Raw genomic sequence first — 15051 nt, 5'->3', positions numbered from 1 at the left:
ACTCGATCGAGCTGTTCACCGCCCTGCTGCTGTCGCTGCCCGGCTCGCCGATCCTCTACTACGGCGACGAGATCGGCATGGGCGACAACATCTGGCTCGGCGACCGCGACGCCGTACGCACACCCATGCAGTGGACCCCGGACCGCAACGCGGGCTTCTCCACCTGCGACCCCGGCCGACTCTCCCTGCCGACCATCATGGACCCGGTCTACGGCTACCAGGTGACCAACGTCGAGGCGTCGATGTCCTCACCGTCCTCCCTGCTGCACTGGACCCGCCGCATGATCGAGATCCGCAAGCAGAACCCCGCCTTCGGCCTCGGCTCCTACACCGAGCTGTCCTCCTCCAATCCGGCCGTCCTCGCCTTCCTGCGCGAGTACGAGGACGACCTGGTGCTGTGCGTGCACAACTTCGCCCGGTTCGCGCAGCCGACCGAACTGGACCTGCGGGAGTTCGCGGGCCGTCATCCGGTCGAGCTGTTCGGCGGGGTCCGCTTCCCCGCCATCGGCGAACTGCCGTACCTGCTGACCCTCGGGGGCCACGGCTTCTACTGGTTCCGGCTCACCCGAGTCGCATCCCGCATCGGACGACGGCTTTGAGCGTGAGCTTCGAGCGTGTGCCGAGGAAAGGACGCGTCACCATGCAGAAGACAGCAACTCCCCGACCCGGCCGCCCGGCCGACGCCGGTCCCATGGCGTCGCTCTCCGGCCTGCTGCGCGACTGGCTGCCGCGGCAGCGCTGGTTCGCGGGCAAGGACCGGCCCGTCGCGGACCTCGTCCTGCTGTCCATGACGGAGGTCTTCCCGGGCTGTCTGCATCTGCTGGTGCACGCCGGACATGCGGCGGTGCCCTCCCCCGGCGGCGCGCCCCCGGCCGGGGACTGCTACCAACTGCTGCTCGGTGTGCGGCAGCACCCCTCGCCCCGGCTCGGGCGGGCGCTCATCGGACGTGCCGAGGAGGGGCCGCTGGCCGGCATGACGGTCTTCGACGCACTCCAGGACCCGCGCTCGGCCCAGTTGCTGCTGGAGCGGCTGCGCCGTCCCGGGGCGGCGGGCCCGCTGCGCTTCGAGGCGGACCCCGAGGCCGCGGTCCCGGCCGGTCTGGTGCCGCGGGTGCTGGACGCCGAGCAGTCCAACTCCTCGCTGGTGTACGGCGACAGCTACATCCTGAAGCTGTTCCGGCGCATCCAGCCCGGCGTCAACCCCGACCTCGAACTGTCGGGAGCGCTGGCCGGTCAGGGCTGCGGCCGGGTACCGGCCCCGGTGGCCTGGTTCCGTACGACGCATCCGTGGGAGGCGACCCTCGGTGTGCTCCAGCCGTTCCTGCGCAACGCCTCCGACGGCTGGACGCTGGCGCTGGAGGCGCTGGCCGCGGGTGACGACTTCACCGCCGAGGCACGTCAGTTGGGGAGGGCGACCGCGGAGGTGCACCTCGCGCTGGCGTCGGCGTTCCCGGCCCGGGAGCACGGCGGGAACGACCTGATGGCCGCGGCCATGACCGAACGCCTGGAGCTGGCCGCCCACTTCGTGCCCGCCCTCCAGCCCCATGTGCCGGGCCTGCGCACCGCGTTCGGCGCGCTCGCCGCCTGCGATCCCGGGCCGCCCGCCCAGCGCATCCACGGCGATCTGCATCTCGGGCAGGTGCTGCGGGCCGGGCGGGAGTGGTTCGTCATCGACTTCGAGGGCGAACCGTCCCGGCCGCTCGCCGAGCGGCGCGGCCCGCACTCCCCGGTGCGCGACATCGCGGGGATGCTGCGCTCCTTCGACTACGCCGCCCGCCAGCGCCGGCCCTGGCGCCCGGAGTGGGCGCGCCGCTGCCGTGAGGCGTACTGCGCGGGCTACGCGGCCCTCGCCGGCTGGGACCCGCGCAAGAAGCACGGACTGCTGCGTGCCTACGAGACCGACCGCGCCGTGTACGAGGTCCTGTACGAGGCCCGGCACCGACCCGACTGGTTGCCCGTACCGATGGCGGCGATCGAACGCCTCGCCGTGAGAGGAGCCTGACCCGATGGCCCTGCACGAGACCTCGCGCCCCGAGTCCGCCGGACCGGTCCGGTGCGCCGCCGCGCCCGCCCTGGACCCGGCCGAACGCGACCGCCTGCTGTCGGGGGCCCATCACGATCCGCACGCCCTGCTCGGGGCGCATCCGGTCCCGGGCGGTGTCGCCGTCCGGGTGCTGCGCCCCTTCGCGCGTGCGGTGAGCGTGGTCGTCGGCGGCGAGCCCACGGCGCTGGTCTCGGAGGGCGGCGGGCTGTTCTCCGCGGTCCTGCCGGCGGCCGCGGTCCCCGCGTACACGCTGCTCGTGGCGTACGAGGAGGACGGGTCCGACGCGCGCGAGGTCCACGACCCGTACCGCTTCCTGCCCGCGCTCGGCGAACTGGACCTGCACCTGATCCGGGAGGGCCGGCACGAGGAGCTGTGGCAGGCGCTCGGCGCCCGGCCGATGACCCACGAGGGCGTGCCGGGCACCCGGTTCACGGTGTGGGCGCCGAACGCCCGCGGCGTGCGGGTGGCCGGGGACTTCTGCTGCTGGGACGGTACGGCGTTCCCGATGCGCTCGCTCGGGGCGTCCGGGGTGTGGGAGCTGTTCCTGCCGGACATCGGCGAGGGCACCCGGTACAAGTTCGAGATCACCTCCCGCCACGGTGAGCGCTTCCTGAAGGCGGACCCGATGGCGCGCCGGTCGGAGGTGCCGCCGGACACGGCGTCGATCGTGCACACCTCGCGCCACGAGTGGGGCGACGAGCGGTGGATGGCACACCGGGGCGATGTCCCGGTGCACGAGGCGCCGTTCTCGGTGTACGAAGTCCATCTGCCGTCCTGGAGGCCGGGGCTGACATATCGTCAGCTGGCGGACCAGCTCCCCGCCTATGTCGGTGAACTCGGCTTCACGCACGTCGAGTTCATGCCGGTCGCGCAGCACCCGTTCGCGGGTTCCTGGGGGTACCAGGTCACCGGCTTCTACGCGCCCGCGTCCCGGCTCGGCTCCCCCGACGACCTGAAGTTCCTGATCGACGCCCTGCACCGGGCCGGCATCGGTGTGATCATGGACTGGGTGCCGGCGCACTTCCCGAAGGACGACTGGGCGCTGGCCCGCTTCGACGGGGAGCCGCTGTACGAGCCCGGGGACCCGCGCCGGGCGGAGCACCCGGACTGGGGCACGTACGAGTTCGACTTCGGCCGCACCGAGGTGCGCAACTTCCTGGTCGCGAACGCGGCGTACTGGTGCGAGGAGTTCCACATCGACGGGCTGCGGGTGGACGCCGTGGCCTCCATGCTCTACCTCGACTACTCGCGCGAGGACGGGCAGTGGGCGCCGAACGCGTTCGGCGGGCGGGAGGACCTGGACGCGGTGGCGTTCCTCCAGGAGATGAACGCGACCGTGTACCGGCGCAGTCCGGGGGTGGTCACGATCGCGGAGGAGTCGACCGCGTGGAGCGGGGTGAGCCGGCCGACCGAGGGCGGCGGCCTCGGGTTCGGTCTGAAGTGGAACATGGGCTGGATGCACGACTCGCTGGAGTACATCGCGAAGGAGCCGGTGCACCGCAAGTACCACCACGACGAGATGACGTTCTCGATGGTGTACGCCTACAGCGAGAACTACGTCCTGCCCATCTCCCACGACGAGGTCGTGCACGGCAAGCGGGCCCTGGTGTCCAAGATGCCGGGCGACTGGTGGCAGCGCCGCGCCGGGCACCGCGCCTACCTCGGCTTCATGTGGGCCCACCCCGGCAAGCAACTGCTCTTCATGGGACAGGAGTTCGCGCAGGGCGCCGAGTGGTCCCACGAAGAGGGCCCGGAGTGGTGGCTGATGGACGACGGGTACGCCAACGCGGGTGATCACCGCGGGGTGCGGGACCTGGTGCGCGATCTCAACACGGCCTACCGCCTCACGCCGGCGCTGTGGCAGCGCGACACCGATCCGGGCGGGTTCCAGTGGTCGCTGGGCGACGCCGCCGACGACAACGTGTTCGCGTTCCTGCGCTACGACCGCGAGGGCGGGCCGCTGCTGTCGGTGTCCAACTTCTCGCCCGTGGTCCGCCACGACTACCGGATCTGGGTGCCGGAGCATGTCACGGCCTGGCGGGAGACGCTCAACACCGACGCCGCGCGCTACGGCGGCGGGGACGTCCGCAACCCCGAGGCGCTGAAGCCGCAGGACGGGCGGCTGCGGCTGACGCTGCCCCCGCTGGCGACGGTCTGGCTGACCCCGGGTCTCTGACCTGATCGCGGTCCGGCCCCGGGCCCCTTGCGGGGTCCGGGCGCGGCCGAGATCACCGAACGACGTCAATTGTCAGATCAGGGCACCACGCGCTCTCCACTGGGCTAGATTCGGGCGACGCCGATAACGGAACTCGTCGGTGGAGTCACACCCGGTACACCTCAGGAGCAGCGCATGCGCGACCTCGGCCTCGCTCCCCCTTCCGTCAAGCCGCTGACCGGAGGGCTCGCCGACAGCCTTTTCGAAACGGCCGCCGCCGACCCCACACGTCCGTTGATCGCGCGCCGCCCCGACCCCGCCTCCACCGCCTGGGAGGAGGTGACCGCGGTGGAACTGTGCGACCAGGTGACCGATCTGGCCAAGGGGATGATCGCCTGCGGCATCTCGCCGGGTCACCGGGTCGCCATCATGGCGCGCACCCGCTACGAGTGGACGGTGCTCAGCTACGCCCTGTGGGCGGTGGGCGCCGAGGTGGTGCCCATCTATCCGACGTCCTCGCGCGACCAGGTCGAGTACATCCTGCGGGACGCGGAGTGCGTGGCCGTGGTCGTCGAGGACGAGCAGGCGATCATGACCGTCGGCTCGGTCTGCGGATCGCTGCCGAAGCTGCGCCACGTCTGGCAGTTGGACGCGGGCGGACTCCGGCAACTGGTCGAGCAGGGCGAGTTCGTCCCGTTCACCACGGTCGAGTCGCTGCGCCGGATCGTGCTGCCGGACTCCACCGCCGCGCTCATGTACACCTCGGGCACCACCGGACGCCCGCTGGGCTGCGCGCTGAGCCACCAGGGCATCGCGCACCCGTGCGACACCCTGCTCGCGGGCTGGGGCCACACGGTCGTCCCGCCCGGCGAGCGGCAGGGCTCGGTCCTCGCGTTCCTGCCCTTCTCCCATGTGTACGGGCTTCTGGTGCAGGGGCTGTGCATCCGCGGCGGGATGGTGATGGGCCATGAGCCGGACCTCAGCGAGGCGGCGCTGGCCACGGCGCTGCGCACCTTCAGGCCCACCTACTTCTGCGCCGTGCCGTCGATCTTCGAGAAGATCTACAAGAACTTCCTGCGCGCGGCCAGGCAGGCGGGCCGGGGCGCGCTGTTCGAGCGGGCGGCCGACACCGCGCGCGACTTCGCGGCGGCCCTGGAGCGCCAGCGCCTCGGCGGCGGCGCGGGCCCCGGCTTCGACCTGCGGCTCCAGCACGCCCTGTACGAGCGGACGGTGTACCGCAAGCTGCGGGCGTCGCTGGGCGGCCGGGTGTGCCGGGCGACGTCGGGCGGTTCGCCCCTCAACCGCGAACTGTCGCTGTTCTTCGAGGGCATCGGCATCTACGTCAACGACGGCTACGGGCTGACCGAGACCAGCGGCGGGGTCACCGCGCAGCCGCCGGGCCAGGAGATGTCGGGGACGGTGGGCAAGGCGCTGCCGGGCACGGACATCCGGGTGGCCGACGACGGGGAGATCCTGGTGCGCGGGCCGTCGGTGTTCCAGGGCTACGTCAACGACGACGCCGCCACCCGGGCCGCGCTGTACGGCGGCTGGCTGGCGACGGGCGACCTGGGGCGGCTGGACTCCGACGGCTATCTCACGATCACGGGCCGCAAGAAGGACGTCATCATCACGAGCAGCGGCAAGAGCGTCTCGCCCGCCCTGCTGGAGCAGCGGCTGCGGCAGCATCCGCTGGTGCACCAGGCGGTGGTCGTCGGGGACAACCAGCCCTGCATCGGCGCGCTGATCACCCTGGACCCCGACTTCCTGGCGTTCTGGCGGGAGTCCCTGGCGGTGCGCAGCGACACGCGGATGCGGGAGGCGCGCGAGGAGAACGCGCTGCGCGAGGAGATCGCCCGTGCGGTGGCCGCCGCCAACAGCGCGGTCTCACGAGCGGAGTCCATCCGGGTGTTCCGGGTGCTGCCGGATCCGTTCGACGTCGCCCGGGGGCTGCTGACGCCGTCGATGAAGCTGCGCCGGGACGCGATCGTGCAGCACTACGCGGCCCAGATCGAGGCCATGTACCAGGCGCGCTCGCGCGGGCCCCGGGACGGTCTCCCGGACGAGCAGGCGCACTGGGACGACACCGACAACGTCTTCGGCTGAGGGGTGCGGGCGCCTCGGGCGGGGCACGGCGGGCGGCCGGCCGGGCGCCCCGCCTACCCGCCCGTCCGCAGCCGTACGGTGTTCGAGCGCTCGCCGTGCACGAAGGCGCGGACGCGGGAGGCGGCGCCGCGCTCCCCGGGCAGCGGGGCGAAGTCGGTGGACTCGTTGTCCGGGCCGACGACGGCGACCGGGTCGTAGCGGTCGCCGTCCTTCCTGCGCAGTTCCACCAGGAAGCCGTCCTCGCGCGGTGAGCTGCCGGTCCAGGTGAGGCGGCCCCCGCCGGGGCACTGTGGTGCCGACGGGTTCAGCTGCCTGCCGCACCCGGCTGGCGGGACGACCGGTGGCGCGGTGGGATCAATGCGTGCGAGGCGGCGGCCTGGGCAGGCGAACGTCGTCGAGGCAGACCGCCTGGAGCCGCAGAAGGGATGATCGCCGTGACACGACCCAGGATCCTGGTGGTTGGCGCAGGCTTCGCAGGAGTCGGATGCGTGCGCCGGCTCGAACGCGAACTCGCCCCCGACGAGGCCGAGATCACCCTGGTGACGCCGTCCTCCTACCAGCTGTACCTGCCCCTGCTGCCACAGGTCGCCTCCGGCGTCCTGACCCCCCAGTCGATCGCGCTGTCCCTGCGCCGCAGCCGCAGGTACCGCACCCGGATCATCCCGGGCGGCGCCATCGGCGTGGACCTCGCCGCCAAGGTGTGCGTGGTGCGCACCATCACCGACCGCGTCGTCAACGAGCCGTACGACCACATCGTGCTGGCCCCCGGGAGCGTCACGCGGACCTTCGACATCCCCGGGCTGACCGACCACGCGTACGGCATGAAGACGCTGGCCGAGGGGGCGTACCTGCGCGACCACGTCATCTCCCAGCTCGACCTCGCCGACGCCAGCCAGGACCCCGCCGAGCGGGCCGCGCGGCTGCAGTTCGTGGTGGTCGGCGGCGGTTACGCGGGCACCGAGACGGCCGCCTGCCTGCAGATGCTCACCCACAACGCGGTCAAGCGGTACCCGCGGCTCGACCCGCGGCTGATCAAGTGGCATCTCATCGACATCGCGCCCCGCCTGATGCCCGAACTCGGCGAGAAGCTGGGCCGCGACGCCCAGGAGATCCTGCGCAGGCGCGGGGTGGAGATCTCGCTCGGGGTGTCCATCGCCAAGGCCGGCCCCGACGAGGTCACCTTCACCGACGGCCGGGTGGTGCCCACCCACACCCTGATCTGGACCGCCGGGGTCGCCGCCAGCCCGCTGATCGGCACTCTGGGCGCCGAGACGGTGCGCGGCCGGCTCGCGGTCACCGCCGAGATGAGCCTGCCCGGCCACGACGGGGTGTTCGCCCTCGGCGACGCCGCGGCGGTGCCCGACGTGGCCAAGGACGAGGAGGGCGCCGTCTGCCCGCCGACCGCCCAGCACGCGATGCGGCAGGGCAAGGTCGTCGCCGACAACGTCATCGCCTCGCTGCGCGGCAGGCCGCTGCGGCGCTACGTCCACAAGGACCTCGGCCTCGTCGTCGACCTCGGCGGCTTCGACGCCGTCTCCAAGCCCCTCGGCGTCGAGCTGAAGGGCCCGCCCGCGGTGCTCGTCGCCCGCGGCTACCACTGGTCGGCGCTGCGCACCAACGTCGCCAAGGCCCGCGTCGCGACGAACTGGCTGCTCAACGCCCTCGCCGGCGACGACTTCGTCCGCACCGGGTTCCAGGCCCGGCGTCCCGCCAAGCTCAAGGACTTCGAGTTCATCCACGCGTACCTGACGCCCGAGCAGCTCAAGGAGCAGGTCTCCGGGGCGGACGGGAAGACGTCCGATTGAGCGGGCACGCCGGCCGGACCCGGCCGGTGGTCCGCGCGCGGACAGCGGGAGAGAGCACGGCGGCGTGAGACGAGCGGGACGGCCGGTCCGGGCACGGCTGCGCGATCGCGTGGCCGCGTCGGACCCCGGTCTGCTGCGGCTGGCCGCCGGTCTGCGCACCGCGGGCGCCATCGCGCTCACGGTCGCCGTGCTCGCCCTGCTGGACACCGGGGTGCGCCAGCTCGTCGCGGGCGCCCTGGCCGCGATGGTCTCGACGTTCGCCGTCCGCGAGAAGGGGCGCGCACAGCAGGCGCTCACGCTCGCCCTCGGGCTCCCGGTGGCGCTGGCGTCGATGACGCTGGCGGCGGTGCTGCACCGCTTCGTCCTCGTCGGCGACCTGTTCTTCCTCGCGCTGATCTTCTTCGCCGTCTACGGCCGCAGGTTCGGCGAGCGGGGGACCGCGCTCGGGCTCATCGCCTTCCAGATCTACTTCGTGTCGCTGTTCGTCGGCGCCACCGTCGCCGATCTGCCCGAGCTGTTCCGGGTGCTGGCCCTCGCCTTCGGGTGCAGCGCGCTGATGCGGTTCGTCCTCGTGCCGGAGACGCCCACCGGGGTGCTCGAACGGCTGCGCGGCGCCTTCCGGGCCCGTCTCGCGCAACTGCTGTCCGCGCAGCTCGACCTGGTCGACGCCGGTCCCGAGGAGGCCGACCGGGCCCTGGAGCAGGTGCGCGAGGGCACCGCGCGGCTGCACGAGACGGCCCTGCTCATCCAGGCGCGGCTGGCCGAGGGCACCGCCGACGACGCGGCGGCGCGGCTCGTGCAGCGGCGGGTCGCGGACGCCGAGATCGCCGCCGAGCGCCTCGGGCTGTCACTGCTGCGGGCCCGCGGGGCCGAGCGCGTCGACACCCTGGCCCTGCATCTGCCGGGCGCCCCCGTCCCCTCGGGCGGCCGGCAGCCGGTGCGCGACGACGCGACCGCCGCCCTGCGCCGCGACCTCGACGCGCTGCGCCTGCTGGTGCTGCGCCCGGTCGCCCAGGCCACCGGGACCTCGGTGGCGCATCTGCGCAACCGGCTGCTCGGCTACCGCGACGAGGAGAACCTGCCCGACGCCGCACCGGCCGTGCAGGACGTCTTCCGGGCCGTCGGCGAGAGCGCCCGCGCCGTGCTGGGGCTGCGGATCGCGCTCGGCGGCGCCGGGGACGAGTCGGACGACTCCCCCGCCACCGCGCGCTCGCGCGAGGAGCTGGACGCGGAGGACGCCGTCCTGGACGCGGAGGAGGACGAGCCCGCCGAGGAGCCGACCGGGCTGCGGCGGCCCACCACGCGCGCGGCCGTGCAGGTGGCGGTGGGCTCGACGCTGGCCATGGTCGGCGGCGAGCTGCTCTCCCGCGACCGCTGGTACTGGGCGGTGCTGACCTGCTGGATCGTCTTCCTGAACACCGCCTCCACGGGCGAGATCCTGGTCAAGGGCTACCGCAGGCTGCTGGGCACCGTGCTCGGCGTGCTGGCCGGCATCGTGCTGGCCGGCGCCGTCGGGCAGCACACCTGGACGGCGTTCGCACTGGTGCTGCTGTTCGTCTTCGCGATGTTCTACACGGCGCCGCTGTCGTACACGCTGATGTCGTTCTTCGTCACCGCCGCGCTCGGTCTGCTCTACACGCTGCTGCACACGTACAGCATGTCCGTGCTCGTGCTGCGCGTCGGCGAGACGGCGCTCGGGGCGGCCTGCGGCGTGATCGCGGCGGCCTTCGTGCTGCCGGTGCACACGGACCGCCGTACGAACGACCTCCTGGCCACCGTGCTGGAGCGGCTCGGGGACGTCACCCGCAGCGCCGTGGACCAGCTCAGCGGCGGTCCGCCGGTCGAGCTGCTGGACGGGGCGCGCGGCCTGGACCAGGCGCTGGCCGACCTGCGGGCCGCGACGCAGCCGCTGACCCATCCGGTCACGCCCCTGCGGGCGCGCCGGGAGACCGCCCGCTACGTGGTCGCCCTGCTGGAGACCTGCGCCTATCACGCGCGCTCCCTGGCGGCGACGGCCGAGCTGCTGCCCACGCACCCCTCCATCGCCGCGGACCCCCGGCTGAAACGGGCCGCCGGGCGCATCGCCCACAACCTGGAGACGATCGCCGCGCACGTCACCGGCGCGCCCTCGGGGGCCCGGGTCGAGACGGGCCCGAGCATCGCCTCCCTGCTCGGGCCGCCCGGCTCCGGGACACCGCGCTACGGCCGGGTGACCGACCGTGTGCTGCGGCATCTGCAGCGCCTGGACGAGGCGGTGGCCGGGCTGGCCCGCCCGCTGGGGGTTCCGGTGGCGGAGCCCGCGGACCGGCCGCACGCCGGGCCGATTGCCGGGTAGGCGAAGGGTATGACGGATGTCGTGGACTCGGACGAACTGTTGCGGCGGATGCGGCGCGCGCGGGCGTGCGCCCGGGAGGAGGAGCGGACATGGCGAGGGCGGAGCGAGACGCTGCGGTCGACTGATCCCGAGGCGGCGCGGGACGCCGCCGTGCGGACCCTGGCCTTCGAGACGGTGATCCGGGTGCTGGACGAGATACTGACCCCGGGACGGCGTCCCGATCCGGTCTGAAACCCCGGACGGAGTGAAACCGGTCACTTACCCCGCTCCCGGGTGCCCGTCACGGCGCAAAGTGGTTTACGGTTCATACACACGTGGTCACGGGGTGGACGGCAGCCGTCCCCCGTCGACCACCGCTGACGGCCCTGGCTGGTCTCCCCCGTCCAGCCAGGGCTTCTTCACGTCCGCGTCCGGTCGCGGCCGAAAACCGCGCCCGCCGAGGTGCCCGGCGGGGCCGCAGCCGCTGAAATGGACGCAGGGAAGCACCGGAACCTCAGCCCTCGGTGAGGAGCCCCGTGTCATGACCAAAGCGATCAAGCTGCTGACCGCCCTTCCGCCGCCCCAGCGCGAGAGCCTGATGGCGCTGGCCCGGGAGGTCTCCTTCCCGGAGGACACCCGCATCTTCGAGGCGGGCGGCACGGCCGACCGCTTCTGGGTGATCCGCTCGGGCGCCGTCTCCCTCGACCAGCGCGTGACCTCCCTGCAACGGGTCACGGTCGCCGCCCTCGGCGCGGGCGACCTGCTGGGCTGGTCGTGGCTGTTCCCGCCGTACCGGTGGGACTTCGGCGCCGAGGCGTTCAGCCCGGTGCGCGCCTACGAGTTCGAGGCGGCGGCGGTGCTGCGGCTGTGCGAGCGGGACCCCGCCCTCGGGATGACGCTGGTGCGGCACGTCGCCGAGATCCTCGCGCACCGGCTGGAGATGACCCGGGGCAAGCTCATGGAGCAGTACGGCACGCGCAGGCGCGGTGTGCTCTGAGCGTCAGACGCGGTAGCGGCGCAGGGCGGGCAGCGCGGCGGCCAGGGCCAGCATCACCACGACGACGAGCAGCCCCCCGCCCGTGGTGGCCGCGCGTGCCCCGAAGGCCGAGCCGGCCGTGCCGTGCAGCACGTCGGCCAGGCGCGGTCCGCCGGCCACGACCACGGTGAACACGCCCTGCATCCGGCCGCGCATCTCGTCACTGGCGGCGGAGAGCAGGATCGCGCCGCGGAAGACCATCGAGACCATGTCCGCGACCCCGGCGAGCGCCAGGAGGACCACGGCGAGCCACAGGCTGCGGCTCAGGCCGAACCCGGCGATGGCCGCGCCCCAGGCGACGACCGCGCCGATCACCATCCAGCCGTGCCGGCGGGCCCGGGAGAACGTGCCGGAGAGCAGTCCGCCCGCCACGGCGCCGACCGGGATCGCCGCGAACAGCAGCCCGAGGGCGAGGCCCTCGCCGTAGGAGCCGTAGGTCTCGCCGGCCAGTTGCGGGAACAGGGCGCGGGGCATGCCGAGGACCATCGCGACGATGTCGGCGAGGAAGGACAGCAGCAGCACCTTGTGCCGGGCGATGTAGCGGAAGCCCTCCGCGATCTCCCGCAGGCCCGCGCGGCGCCGGGCGGGCCCGCCGAGCGGGGGCAGCGGGGGCAGCCGGTGGACCGCCCACACGGTGACGCACAGGGCCAGCGCGTCGAGCAGATACAGCTCGGCCAGCCCGACGACGGGTATGAGCACCCCGGCCAGCAGCGGGCCGACGACCTGGCCGGTCTGCATGACGGTGGAGCCGAGGGCGTTGGCCGCGGGCAACTCCCCGGCCGGCACCAGGCGGGCGATGGAGGCGCTGCGGGCCGGGGAGTTCAGCCCCCAGAACGCCTGCTGCACGGCGAGCAGCAGCATCAGCACCGGCACCGACTCCAGCCCCGTGACGGCCTGGAGCCAGAACAGCACCGAGGTCGCCGCGATGCCGCTGTTGGTGATCAGCAGCAGCCTGCGGCGGTCCATGCTGTCCGCGACGGCGCCGCCCCACAGCGCGAAGACCACCAGCGGCACGAGGCCGGCCAGGCTCGCGGCGCCGACCCAGGCCGAGGACCCGGTGATGTCGTAGACCTGCTTGGGGACGGCGACCGCGGTGAGCTGGCTGCCGACGGCCGTGACGACGGTGGAGGACCACAGCCGCCGGTAGGCGGGGCGGCGCAGCGGCCGGGTGTCCATGGTCCAGCGCCGCGGGCCGCGCCGGGCGGCCTCCGGCTCGTCGGCGGGCGTGCGCCGCTCCTCGGTACCGCTCTCGCTCGCGTCCACCGGCATCCTGGTTGCTCGTTACATCCATGTGGGCCGGGGTTCACTATGGCACCGCGTCCGGTCCGGGCGGCAGCCGCCTCCCGGACCCGGTCAGGCGCCCGCGAGGAGGTTCACGCCGGGACGGTCATGGTCACGGCCACCAGGCCGGCCGGACCCGCCCAGGGGCCGCGCGGCCGGCGGGGCGCTACCCGCCGAGCTGGGCCGCCGCGCTGTCCAGCAGCATCTCCAGGGCCGTCGGATAGGCGCTGTCGACCATCCGGGCCGCCAGCAGCGGCGCGGCCTCGGCGATCCGGGGGTGGGTCGCCCGGGGCAGGCGCGCGTACGTGGAGCGCCACATGTCCTCGTCGGCGTCCAGCGCGGCGCTCGGCAGGGCCAGCGAGGCGGCGTCGAGCGCGGCGAAGGCCAGCGTCTGGTCGATGAAGGCGTGGTAGATGCGCACGGTGTCGGGCAGCGCGAACCCCGCCGAGCGCAGGATGTCCAGCACGGCCTCGTCGGCGGCGAGTTCGTTGGCACGCCCGGTGACCCGGCTCGCCGTCAGCACGGCGGCCTGCGGATGGGCGACGTAGGCGGCGTGCAGGCGCAGTCCCACCGCCCGCAGGTCCGCCCGCCAGTGGCCGGTGGGCTCCCAGCCGCCGAGGGCCTGGCCGATCAGGGCGTCGCCGATGGCGAGGGTCAGCTCGTCCATCCCGCGGAAGTAGCGGTAGAGCGTACTGGGGTCGGCGTCCAGGGCCAGGCCCAGGCGGCGGGCCGTGAGACCGGCGCTGCCGTGCTCGCGCAGCATGCGCAGCGCCGTCTCGACGATCAGCCGCTCGGAGAGCACGGTGCCGCCCTTCGTGGGACGCCGTCGGCGCCGCTTCCCCTCCGGGACGACCGCTTTGGGCACGATGCTCTCCGTCCTGCCGGACCCCGCGCGCCGGGGCCGCGGGGCGCGGTCCGCCTTATGCCAACGCCATTGACCTTAACCCGGGCGGCGGCGTTGTATCGCGGCCGGGGCCCCGTCACGTCGTAGACCTTCAGCCGAGGGAGTCTTGTCATGCGTGTTCTGCTCGTGGGAGCCGGCGGTGTGGGTACCGCCATCACCCGGATCGCCGCCCGGCGCCCGTTCTTCGAGGCGATGGTCGTCGCCGACTACGACCCGGCCCGCGCCGAGGCGGCCGTCGCGGCGCTCGGCGGCGACGCCCGCTTCACGGCCGGCCGCGTCGACGCGGGCGACGAGGCCGCCGTGACCGCCCTGCTCGCCCGCCACGGGTGCGACGTCCTGCTCAACGCCACCGACCCGCGGTTCGTGATGCCGCTGTTCCGGGCCGCCCGCGCGGCCGGGGCCACCTATGTCGACATGGCGATGTCACTGTCGCGTCCGCATCCCGAGCGGCCGTACGAGGAGTGCGGGGTCAAGCTGGGCGACGCCCAGTTCGAGCAGGCGGCCGACTGGGAGAAGGCGGGCGCCCTCGCCCTCGTCGGCATGGGGGTGGAACCCGGCCTGTCGGACGTGTTCGCGCGGTACGCGGCGGACGAACTCTTCGACGAGATCGAGGAGATCGGGGTCCGCGACGGCGCCAACCTCACCGTGGACGGCTACGACTTCGCCCCGTCCTTCAGCATCTGGACCACGATCGAGGAGTGCCTGAACCCGCCGGTGGTCTACGAGGAGGGCCGCGGCTGGTTCACCACCGAACCCTTCAGCGAGCCCGAGGTGTTCGACTTCCCCGAGGGGATCGGCCCGGTGGAGTGCGTGAACGTGGAGCACGAGGAGGTGCTGCTGGTCCCGCGCTGGGTGGACGCGCGCCGCGTGACGTTCAAGTACGGCCTGGGCGAGGAGTTCATCCGGACCCTGAAGACCCTGCACCTGCTGGGCCTCGACCGCACCGATCCGGTGACCGTGCCGGGCCCCGGCGGACCGGTCGGCGTCTCGCCCCGGGACGTGGTGGCCGCGTGCCTGCCGGACCCGGCGACGCTGGGCGGGCGGATGCGCGGCAAGACCTGCGCGGGGACCTGGGTGCGGGGCGTCAAGGACGGCGAGCCGCGCGAGGTGTACCTGTACCACGTGGTCGACAACCAGTGGTCCATGGCCGAGTACGGCTCCCAGGCCGTGGTCTGGCAGACCGCGGTGAATCCGGTCGTCGCCCTCGAACTCCTCGCGGGCGGCGCGTGGTCGGGCGCGGGCGTGCTCGGCCCGGAGGCGTTCCCGGCCCGCCCCTTCCTGGATCTGCTGACGGAGTACGGCTCCCCGTGGGGCATGCGCGGGCAGTGACCGGACCGGCGGTGTCCGACGGGGTTTCACTTGCGTGTCGACAGGCGACTCGAAAGCGAGTAAGGCATCCACCGAGGGCA

12 protein-coding genes are annotated in these 15051 nt (G+C 73.4%); 9 read left to right on the top strand and 3 right to left on the bottom strand.

Annotation, left to right across the window (positions count from 1 at the left end; genetic code table 11):
* The 4 genes from SZN_RS19600 to SZN_RS19585 form a co-directional block, all read left to right on the top strand.
* Positions 1-599, top strand: a 599-nt coding sequence (locus tag SZN_RS19600) for an alpha-glucosidase C-terminal domain-containing protein (RefSeq protein ID WP_007497704.1), incomplete at its 5' end; no start/stop codon positions are given.
* 41 nt (positions 600-640) lie between these two features.
* Complete coding sequence (locus tag SZN_RS19595) at positions 641-2002, top strand: maltokinase N-terminal cap-like domain-containing protein (protein ID WP_043731818.1); 1362 nt, start codon at positions 641-643, stop codon at positions 2000-2002.
* A 4-nt stretch (positions 2003-2006) separates the two neighbouring features.
* Positions 2007-4220: a 1,4-alpha-glucan branching enzyme gene (gene glgB / locus SZN_RS19590; RefSeq protein WP_007497699.1), complete on the top strand. Its 2214-nt coding sequence runs from the start codon at positions 2007-2009 to the stop codon at positions 4218-4220.
* A 174-nt stretch (positions 4221-4394) separates the two neighbouring features.
* Positions 4395-6302 carry an AMP-dependent synthetase/ligase gene (locus tag SZN_RS19585; protein WP_007497696.1) on the top strand — a complete coding sequence of 636 codons (1908 nt, stop codon included), beginning with the start codon at positions 4395-4397 and terminating at the stop codon, positions 6300-6302.
* A 53-nt stretch (positions 6303-6355) separates the two neighbouring features.
* On the opposite strand, the gene SZN_RS41480 is transcribed toward SZN_RS19585, so the two are convergent.
* The gene (locus tag SZN_RS41480; protein ID WP_007497693.1) at positions 6356-6529 is read right to left on the bottom strand and encodes a hypothetical protein; all 174 of its coding nucleotides are present in this window, start codon (positions 6527-6529) and stop codon (positions 6356-6358) included.
* A 198-nt stretch (positions 6530-6727) separates the two neighbouring features.
* Here SZN_RS41480 and SZN_RS19575 point away from each other — a divergent pair, with 198 nt between their 5' ends.
* From SZN_RS19575 to SZN_RS19560, 4 genes are all read left to right on the top strand, one after another.
* Positions 6728-8107 (top strand): NAD(P)/FAD-dependent oxidoreductase, encoded by a 1380-nt coding sequence (locus SZN_RS19575; protein WP_043731812.1) that lies wholly within the window; start codon positions 6728-6730, stop codon positions 8105-8107.
* 64 nt (positions 8108-8171) lie between these two features.
* Complete coding sequence (locus tag SZN_RS19570; RefSeq protein WP_078508745.1) at positions 8172-10442, top strand: FUSC family protein; 2271 nt, start codon at positions 8172-8174, stop codon at positions 10440-10442.
* Positions 10443-10451: 9 nt separating this feature from the next.
* A complete protein-coding gene (locus tag SZN_RS19565; protein WP_007497687.1) occupies positions 10452-10673 on the top strand; it encodes a hypothetical protein in 222 nt (73 codons plus the stop codon).
* A gap of 289 nt (positions 10674-10962) precedes the next feature.
* Complete coding sequence (locus tag SZN_RS19560; protein ID WP_007497685.1) at positions 10963-11418, top strand: cyclic nucleotide-binding domain-containing protein; 456 nt, start codon at positions 10963-10965, stop codon at positions 11416-11418.
* Positions 11419-11421: 3 nt separating this feature from the next.
* On the opposite strand, the gene SZN_RS19555 is transcribed toward SZN_RS19560, so the two are convergent.
* Positions 11422-12726: an MFS transporter gene (locus tag SZN_RS19555; protein ID WP_007497683.1), complete on the bottom strand. Its 1305-nt coding sequence runs from the start codon at positions 12724-12726 to the stop codon at positions 11422-11424.
* A gap of 178 nt (positions 12727-12904) precedes the next feature.
* Positions 12905-13603, bottom strand: a complete 699-nt coding sequence (locus SZN_RS19550; RefSeq protein WP_007497680.1) for a TetR/AcrR family transcriptional regulator — start codon at positions 13601-13603, stop codon at positions 12905-12907.
* Positions 13604-13753: 150 nt separating this feature from the next.
* Between SZN_RS19550 and SZN_RS19545 the strand changes: the two genes are divergently transcribed.
* Complete coding sequence (locus SZN_RS19545; protein ID WP_007497679.1) at positions 13754-14971, top strand: saccharopine dehydrogenase family protein; 1218 nt, start codon at positions 13754-13756, stop codon at positions 14969-14971.
* Positions 14972-15051 lie beyond the last annotated feature (80 nt).

Origin of the sequence: Streptomyces zinciresistens K42, assembly GCF_000225525.1 — a bacterium.
Classification (GTDB): domain Bacteria; phylum Actinomycetota; class Actinomycetes; order Streptomycetales; family Streptomycetaceae; genus Streptomyces; species Streptomyces zinciresistens.
This window is presented reverse-complemented; position numbering and strand designations above follow the sequence as displayed.

Bases quoted from the DNA above. Each gene is read 5' to 3' on its own strand.
- SZN_RS19595 (WP_043731818.1), top strand. From the start codon at position 641: ATGCAGAAGACAGCAACTCCCCGACCCGGCCGCCCGGCCGACGCCGGT.
- glgB (WP_007497699.1), top strand. From the start codon at position 2,007: ATGGCCCTGCACGAGACCTCGCGCCCCGAGTCCGCCGGACCGGTCCGG.
- SZN_RS19585 (WP_007497696.1), top strand. From the start codon at position 4,395: ATGCGCGACCTCGGCCTCGCTCCCCCTTCCGTCAAGCCGCTGACCGGA.
- SZN_RS19575 (WP_043731812.1), top strand. From the start codon at position 6,728: ATGATCGCCGTGACACGACCCAGGATCCTGGTGGTTGGCGCAGGCTTC.
- SZN_RS19565 (WP_007497687.1), top strand. From the start codon at position 10,452: ATGACGGATGTCGTGGACTCGGACGAACTGTTGCGGCGGATGCGGCGC.
- SZN_RS19560 (WP_007497685.1), top strand. From the start codon at position 10,963: ATGACCAAAGCGATCAAGCTGCTGACCGCCCTTCCGCCGCCCCAGCGC.
- SZN_RS19555 (WP_007497683.1), bottom strand. From the start codon at position 12,726: ATGCCGGTGGACGCGAGCGAGAGCGGTACCGAGGAGCGGCGCACGCCC.
- SZN_RS19545 (WP_007497679.1), top strand. From the start codon at position 13,754: ATGCGTGTTCTGCTCGTGGGAGCCGGCGGTGTGGGTACCGCCATCACC.